At 40.7% G+C, this 6,630-nt stretch carries 5 protein-coding genes and 1 rRNA gene; 3 read left to right on the top strand and 3 right to left on the bottom strand.

Features of this window, described 5'->3' with window-relative positions; translation table 11 throughout:
• Window positions 1–417: 417 nt before the first annotated feature.
• Entirely contained in the window at window positions 418–1,791 is a 1,374-nt protein-coding gene (locus L5M10_RS22915) for a hypothetical protein (RefSeq protein WP_263198211.1), read from the bottom strand.
• Between the two features lie 175 nt (window positions 1,792–1,966).
• Between L5M10_RS22915 and L5M10_RS22910 the strand changes: the two genes are divergently transcribed.
• Window positions 1,967–2,770, top strand: a complete 804-nt coding sequence (locus L5M10_RS22910; protein ID WP_249555237.1) for a hypothetical protein — start codon at window positions 1,967–1,969, stop codon at window positions 2,768–2,770.
• A gap of 372 nt (window positions 2,771–3,142) precedes the next feature.
• Here L5M10_RS22910 and trmA read toward each other — a convergent pair whose 3' ends face one another.
• Entirely contained in the window at window positions 3,143–4,243 is a 1,101-nt protein-coding gene (trmA, locus tag L5M10_RS22905; RefSeq protein ID WP_263256013.1) for a tRNA (uridine(54)-C5)-methyltransferase TrmA, read from the bottom strand.
• 222 nt (window positions 4,244–4,465) lie between these two features.
• On the opposite strand from trmA, the gene murI reads away from it, so the two are divergent.
• Entirely contained in the window at window positions 4,466–5,290 is an 825-nt protein-coding gene (gene murI / locus L5M10_RS22900) for a glutamate racemase (RefSeq protein WP_105251023.1), read from the top strand.
• Window positions 5,291–5,326: 36 nt separating this feature from the next.
• Here the strand turns inward: murI and L5M10_RS22895 are convergent, their stop codons facing one another.
• Window positions 5,327–5,788, bottom strand: coding sequence for an RNA-binding protein (locus L5M10_RS22895; protein ID WP_113941557.1), 462 nt, complete (start codon window positions 5,786–5,788; stop codon window positions 5,327–5,329).
• 648 nt (window positions 5,789–6,436) lie between these two features.
• Here L5M10_RS22895 and L5M10_RS22890 point away from each other — a divergent pair.
• Window positions 6,437–6,630: ribosomal RNA gene (locus L5M10_RS22890) — 16S ribosomal RNA — on the top strand; the annotation flags it as partial.

The raw sequence follows: 6,630 nt of genomic DNA, 5'->3' as shown, positions 1-6,630 counted from the left end.
CAGCGCTTAGTGGCCTAGGATAAACATTGAGGCCTTGGTATTGGCCATTGCTGATGACGGTAAGGTTAGTGTTTGAGGTGTGACGTGAGTACATATTGATATCCCATATTGGTTATTGTTCATAACGTATGGGGTTTGTGTAATTTATAACTCAAAAGCCCCAAAGGGCTTGATATCACTTGCAAAGGTTAGCTCGCCTTTGATGGCAGCTAACCCTGTATGTTCATAAGGTAGTGTTAGAGATACTGGTCGAGTGGATACTATTGAGTAGTAGATGTAGCTATAGGCTAACAGTATTAACAAACAGACAATCGCAATAACTGAAATCCCCGTCAATCATTGAGCAGTAGATCGGGTAAACAAGGGCGATAAGATCTCACATCGCTCGACAATTAAATCATTGGTTTTGTGCAGTTTTTAGTCTATTCCCACGTTGGTTTCAATCGGATGAACTTCACCATCTACAATGTAAACCCGCTTTTCATAGGGACCATTCGAGATAGGATATAAGTAATAAATGTCAAGTGGGCGCTTAATCTCAATAACGTCTTCTGATTTTTCATCCAATAAAAAAGCAAATTTAAATGGCGCTTTGAAATGCTTCTTAAGGATAGCTGTCTTGTATTTCAGCGTTTCAACCGCTGGGAATATGACACATCTCACTAAGACCTCAGCAAATACACACAAATCTGTGGTATCAAACAGGTCTACCTCATCGCCTGATTCACGTTCAATCACATGACTTTTTTTGCTATTTTTATCAATATCTTCAGCATAATCTTTCCCAATCAACACTTTTCCCTGTTTTAAAAATACTGGCTGTAGCTCCTGACAGAAACTGATACTCAATTGTGTTAGCCACTCTTGGTTTAGTTTTCTCCTAGAAATGGCTGATTGAGCCACTGTCAGCAATATTTTTTCGAATAAAAATTTTTTCAATGCAGGCATACGAGCTAATTCGATAAAAAATATCCAACTAGATTCAGCACCTTCAATACCGATTGCCATCGCGAATCGCTTTCTACACTGAGCATATGCATTCGTCCTAATGGTCTTGCTATCATCGTCGTCCTTCTGTTGTAAATGACTGAAAGAAACTAAGCCATTGTTCGATATAGAAATCAATTTCTTAAGGATATGCTGATACTCTTCAGTAGAAATTGCTTGCTCACAAGTAACGGAGCGGAATATTGCACTAGAAAACCGCTCATTTGTAATATCTAGCAGATAAATTGAAGGCCTGGATCCAAAAATCACCTTTGAAGTGACCCCAGAACTCAACTTCCTGAGATATCTAAGCCTAGAAAGCTTATCTAGCTGTGAATTGAATTGGTCATTACTCATTCCAGTCATCTGAGCAATGACTGAGAATCCCAAGTTTTCCACCAAACCGTACTCATTTGCGTGAAGCAAGAAGACACAAAGCAGTAAACGATTGCTCAACGTCAAATGTTGGTGATTGTTGAAATGTAATTCTTCGATCAGACCAGCGTGAAATCTTGTATGTTCATCATCACATAAAATAGCAAGCAGTTTATTGGTAGCAAAATACAGTGATGTGGGTCTGCCAGCCTTAACTCCTAGATGAATGTGACTCCTTTCAAAAAAACCTTCAGTAGTCATGTAGGCAAGAGACGACATTACAACATTCTTAGAAACGCCTAGCTTTTTTGCTATATCTGCTACGGGTAATGGGACCCCTGCTTCAGGTGCAAAAAATCTAAACCATAGGGAAATAAAAAATCTGGATTCTGGTTTGGCACCTTTGAGCGAACTAAGTAAGCGCTTCATTTGAATTTCAATGATAGAAAACTATTAATAAATACTTCCATAACCAGTAGGTAATTGCAATTTAAAATTACTAGTAAATTGCTAGTAATTTTAAACAAAAAAATGTTAGACTTACAGTAAATAAAGTTTTAAAAAGTATTTACTTCATCAACACTAAGTGATAATGAGTTCTTGCATGATGGACATTAAACGCCAGGCCGAATTTGAAGCAAAGTTTGACTTCTTTTACCGAAACAAAACGCACAAATTGCTACTGGCTTGGGTGACTAAATACCTTTACAAAAAAGGGATTTTTTTTAGCCAGAATCCAACAATATTTGAAGTTCAATCGACGCTTTTCAATTGGTTTAAAGACAGTAATGAAAGAGCCACTTTCGAATTTTATCGAAAAATGGAAAAAGCATGGGAAGCACACAATAGGAGGCTTGCATGCAAAGCCAAGATGCTCAACATCAGTGTTTCAATCGAGCATAAGAACAAATTCAAGGAGATGGCAGAAGAGGCAAAAATCACGAATATTCAACTGTTTAAGTCTATCATCGATGATAACTATAAGCTTCTCATCGGTTTAAAGGAGCAAGAACTCAAAGCTAAAAATACAGAAAAAGCGAAAAAAGCAGAAATAAAGTTCAACCAGTCGTTTACAGATAAGAAGCTTAGTGGTGAACTTCATCTACAGAAAAACTATAATAACCGTTTAAAAAAACAGGTGACTGCGCTAAAGAGTGAACTTCAAGCCGTAAAAGACAATTCATCAATTCTATTTGCTATCATTGAAAAAGCTGTAAAAAACCGCTCAAAGCTCACTGCTGACCATCTGATGCAAGCAACTAGAGCCCATACTTTAATCGACATTGTGGAACTTCCCTTAGAGGAGCCCATAGAGGCTACAGAATCGGAAGAAAGCACTGAGCAAAACCAGACTTCAGATCCCCGCCCTAGAAAACGAGCAAGATCAGCTAATACGACTAGCAAATAGTCAAACAAAGAATCATCTCGCTAAGGCATTAGCGTATGGTGGGTATATCGGTGGGTATCAATGCGAATTACTACAAATAAGCACATACTAGCTATTGTTAAATAAAGGTTTTATTCTAAATTAAAATATTCAGATCCAAAACTACTATCAGTTGCTAGCTTAACTGGACACAAGCCCTATAGATTTTGAATATTTTAGAGACTAATGGTCTGTCTTCGCTTGCCCAAACTATGCATTAGTAAGATTTCGCCACCAGCGTTGCTGGTGGACTTTTGGGTAGTAAAGGCTATCGGAAATTGAGCGTTTTAAAGGTTCCCGTACCCAGCGCCGTACCCAGATAGATTTTCTGATGGTTTAAACTGTAAGAAAGCCTTATTTAATGCGCTCTAGCAGTACACCCGTTTCCATGTGATCTGCGTAAGGGAACTGATCAAACAAGGCAAAGCGGGTCACTCTATGGGTTTCGTTCAGTTGTTGCAGGTTATCTTTTAAGGTTTCAGGGTTGCAGGAAATATACAAAATCCGCTCATAACCTTGGACTAACGCCAGCGTATCAGGATCAATCCCCGCGCGTGGTGGGTCAACAAAAATGGTGTTGCAAACATAGCTGTCAAGATCGATACCTTCTAAACGTCTAAAGCTGCGTTTCTTCGCCATGGCATCGCTAAAGTCTTCGGCTGACATACGAATAATCTGCAGATTATCAATACCATTCACTTCGATATTGTATTGCGCCGCATCGACTGAAGGCTTAGCGAGTTCGGTGGCCAACACGCGATTAAAGTTTTGCGCCAGTGCGATAGAGAAGTTGCCATTACCACAGTAGAGCTCGAGTAAATCCCCCTTACTGTTTTGAGTCGCATCGATAGCCCACTCCAGCATTTTTACGGAAACTTTGGCATTGGGTTGAGTAAAGCTGTTTTCGATTTGCTTATATAAGAAGGTTTTATCATTTACTTGTAATGACTCGACCACAAAGTCTTTATCTAAATCGATTTTTTGCTTACGGGCACGGCCGATGATGTTGACGTTAAACTGGCTACTTAACTTGGCTTTCAGTGCAGTCGCATCGGCGCGCCATTGGTCATCAAGCTGCCTGTGATAAAGCAAAGACACTAAGATCTCGCCGCTTAAAGTCGACAAAAAATCCACTTGGAACAGTTTGTGCCTTAGACTCGGATTCGGTTTCAGCTCGGCGATTAAGGCAGACATCATTTGATTGATGAGCACGCTAGCTGGTAAGTATTGATCGCAACGTACCTTCTCATTCAATACTTTATCGAACATGTAATAGTATAAGTCGTCACCATCATGCCAGATGCGGAATTCGGCGCGCATACGGTAGTTAGCTGGCTCTGAGGCAAAAACTTCAACACTCGGTGTTTCAAATTGGGCAAAGGCTTGTTCTAGCTTGATACGCTTGTGTTCTAACTGCGCATCATAAGTCTGAGGGTCCATTGCTGCTAAGTTCATTGTTTGATTCACCGTTGCTGTAAATTGGGGCGCAAATATTATACTAGGTGACACGAATGTCCAGTATCTTGCTTTTGCGGTTTTCGCAAAGCTATGGGAAAATCCGCGCACTTGAATGTGGTTCTATGGTATTTGGCTGGATTCTGTCGGTAAAGCAGCCATCGAATCGTTAATGCGTCCAATCTGTATAGTTTATTTATATATCCGAAACTGGAGATTCGCTTGTCGCGACCTATATTAGTGTTTGATTCTGGGATTGGTGGTCTATCTGTACTGGCTGAAATCCGCAAGAGTTTGCCCCATAGCGACTATTGCTATCTTTTCGACAATGCTAGGTTGCCCTATGGAGAGTTGGAAGAGCAGGTATTAATTTCTGGCTGTGTCGAATTAGTATGCGATCTAGTGGCTCGTACCAATGCAATGATAGTGGTCGTTGCCTGCAATACTGCAAGTACTGTTGTATTACCGGCATTACGTGCACATCTTACTGTCCCTGTCGTAGGTGTTGTCCCCGCCATTAAACCCGCCGCTCTAATGTCTAAGAGCAAACGTATTGGACTCTTGGCTACACCTGGCACAGTTAAGCGTCATTATACCCATGAACTTATCAGCCAATTTGCTGATGATTGCCATGTCGAACTCTTTGGTTGTTCTGAATTAGTGATGATGGCAGAACAAAAAGTGGCGACTGGAATGTTGGATATGCATAGATTGGCACAGTTACTGGCACCAGTCGTTGCCGCACAATTGGATGTTCTCGTACTAGGTTGCACTCATTTCCCTATGATCAAAGCTGAATTACAACAAGTGCTCGGTGCGGGCGTAAAACTAATGGATTCTGGCGCTGCTATTGCTAAGCGAGTCGTGACTCTTTTAACGCAACAGAATCTTATTATGGAAGATCACAGAGTAACAGATGAGAGAGAAGCAGTAAGGGAGTCGGTGATGCAAGCTTTCTATACTAAGGTGGGAATCAGCGAAGGGTTAACAACAACATTAATTGATTGTGGCTTTTCAACTATCGAACGAATCACCACAACCAACTAAATTACAAAATAAAGCAAAACAGTTTAAGCGGTGATGCTACTCGTCTGTCCCTGTACGGTCGGCAGCTTCCGAATCTTGTGTTTTTGCTTCTCTTACTTTTAAGGTTCTTTCTTGGAAACTATAGTCATTCAGTTTAACCATGGCTTTCTGAGCGCCTGATTCTGACATTTCCACAAAACCAAAACCTTTACGACGACCCGTTTTACGATCTCTGACTAAACGCACAGAGTTTACTGGACCAAATTCGCCAAATAGTACTTTTACTTCACCCTCATGAACACGATAAGGCAGGTTACCTACATATAAGGTCATTGTAGGGCCAACATATTGTTCTTCTGAAGCATGAGATGATGAAGTCTCTGGAACAAATTTAAAAACAAGACTTGCAATGATAGCGCCAGCGACAAAAGCAATAGCTGATAATGGCGTTGCGAACTGAGATAGTGCTACTGCGCCAATAATGGCGACAATCAAGACAATAAGAAATGACTTTTGCATAAGAATGCTCTCTGATGAATGGGAAATTGATAAATAACTGTTAACAGCAAGTATATGGTAATGAATTATTTACTTTTACACTAGACCATTGCTGAAATATTGAGCGTGAATTATCAATTAATTAGATAAAAAACCTTACGTATCTCCGATAAATAGAGCTTATAAGCTAAAAAATGGACATAACGTTTAAAATATCGACGTGCGATTCAATGATCGATAAAAAGCCCTTGCGGACTTTCTCAATCTCCCTATAATGCGCATCCACTGACACGGCAGACAGCGTAACGCAAGTTAAGCAAAGAAAGCCAAGCAGTTCATCGATTAGCGAGCTAAACGATGAGCGTTGAGAAAGTTGAAAAAACTACTTGACGCATTAACGGGAATGCGTAGAATACGCAGCCCTGACCCGCTGAAAACTCAGTGTGTGGTCAACGCTCTTTAACAATTTATCAAGCAAATCTGTGTGGACACTCACAGGTGTTGAGTTAATCGAAACTGCTTAACCTTCGGGTTGGCAGTCAAAAATTTAAATCAATGTAACAATGAGTGTTCATAGTAATATGTACAGTTTGTTTCTGCTTTTAAGTGGGAACAAAAAATCAGAATTCATTGAGCCGCTGAAGTCGCAAGACGGAAGCAACAAAACTTTAATTGAAGAGTTTGATCATGGCTCAGATTGAACGCTGGCGGCAGGCCTAACACATGCAAGTCGAGCGGCAGCACAAGGGAGTTTACTTCTGAGGTGGCGAGCGGCGGACGGGTGAGTAATGCCTAGGGATCTGCCCAGTCGAGGGGGATAACAGTTGGAAACGACTGCTAATACCGCATACGCCCTACGGGGG

Origin of the sequence: Shewanella sp. SM32, assembly GCF_025654235.1 — a bacterium.
Lineage (GTDB): Bacteria > Pseudomonadota > Gammaproteobacteria > Enterobacterales > Shewanellaceae > Shewanella > Shewanella oncorhynchi.
Note: the sequence above shows the minus strand (reverse complement) of the source record. Positions and strands in the feature narration are given on the sequence as shown.

Excerpts from the sequence above, each read along its gene's own strand:
- L5M10_RS22915 (WP_263198211.1), bottom strand. The coding sequence starts at position 1,791 with ATGAAGCGCTTACTTAGTTCGCTCAAAGGTGCCAAACCAGAATCCAGA.
- L5M10_RS22910 (WP_249555237.1), top strand. The coding sequence starts at position 1,967 with ATGATGGACATTAAACGCCAGGCCGAATTTGAAGCAAAGTTTGACTTC.
- trmA (WP_263256013.1), bottom strand. The coding sequence starts at position 4,243 with ATGAACTTAGCAGCAATGGACCCTCAGACTTATGATGCGCAGTTAGAA.
- L5M10_RS22895 (WP_113941557.1), bottom strand. The coding sequence starts at position 5,788 with ATGCAAAAGTCATTTCTTATTGTCTTGATTGTCGCCATTATTGGCGCA.